We start from the raw sequence: 1223 nt of genomic DNA on the forward strand, positions 1-1223 counted from the left end.
ACCGCCGACATTCTGCTTGTAAGGCAGACGCTCTCCCAGCTGAGCTAATCACCCTTCGCTTTCGGTGTGGCGCGCATTCTACGGAGCGCCCTCAACCCTGGCAAGCACTTTTTAAATTAATTTTCTCAGGCCTTCCAAAGGCTTAGCGAAGGGTTGGCCTACAGCGCCGCGAAGAGAATAATGCCCCCCTTTGTATAAAGGAGAGATTCGCCCCATGTGGTTCAAAAACCTGCTTATCTATCGCCTGACCCAAGATCTGCCTTTTGATGCCGAGGCGTTGGAAACTGCACTGGCCAGCAAACTGGCGCGTCCCTGTGCAAGCCAGGAGTTGACCACTTACGGTTTCGTCGCGCCATTCGGCAAGGGCGAAGATGCGCCGCTGGTGCACGTCAGCCAGGACTTCCTGCTGATCGCGGCCCGCAAGGAAGAACGCATCCTGCCGGGCAGCGTCGTGCGCGATGCAGTGAAGGAAAAAGTCGAAGAGATCGAAGCCGAGCAGATGCGCAAGGTCTATAAGAAAGAGCGCGACCAGATCAAGGATGAAATCATCCAGGCGTTCCTGCCGCGCGCCTTCATTCGTCGCTCGTCCACCTTCGCCGCCATCGCGCCGAAACAGGGCCTGATCCTGGTGAACTCCGCCAGCCCGAAACGCGCCGAAGACCTGCTGTCGACCTTGCGTGAAGTCATCGGCTCGCTGCCGGTGCGCCCGTTGACGGTCAAGACTGCCCCGACCGCCATCATGACCGACTGGGTCAAGACCCAGAAAGCCGCGGACGATTTCTTCGTGCTGGACGAGTGCGAGCTGCGCGACACCCACGAAGACGGCGGCATCGTGCGTTGCAAGCGCCAGGACCTGACCAGCGACGAAATCCAGCTGCACCTGAACACCGGCAAGGTGGTAACGCAACTGTCGCTGGCCTGGCAGGACAAGCTGTCGTTCGTGCTCGACGACAAGATGGTGGTCAAGCGCCTGAAGTTCGAAGACCTGTTGCAAGACCAGGCGGAACAGGACGGCGGCGACGAAGCCCTCGGCCAACTGGATGCCAGCTTCACGCTGATGATGTTGACCTTCGGCGAGTTCCTGCCGGCACTGGTTGAAGCATTGGGTGGGGAAGAGACCCCGCAGGGGATCTAACCGCCAACGGCTTACCCCCTGTGGGAGCGAGCCTGCTCGCGATAGCGGAAGATCAGTCAACATTTCTGTGGCTGTCGTACCGCTATCG

1 protein-coding gene is annotated in these 1223 nt (G+C 59.4%); it reads left to right on the forward strand.

Annotated features, from left to right (window positions below; all coding sequences use genetic code 11):
- Positions 1–214 precede the first annotated feature (214 nt).
- Entirely contained in the window at positions 215–1135 is a 921-nt protein-coding gene (gene rdgC / locus ACODSJ_RS24700; protein WP_024779702.1) for a recombination-associated protein RdgC, read from the forward strand.
- The last annotated feature ends 88 nt before the right edge of the window (positions 1136–1223 follow it).

It is taken from the genome of Pseudomonas sp. FG6 (assembly GCF_057809015.1).

Bases quoted from the DNA above. Each gene is read 5' to 3' on its own strand.
- rdgC (WP_024779702.1), top strand. From the start codon at position 215: ATGTGGTTCAAAAACCTGCTTATCTATCGCCTGACCCAAGATCTGCCT.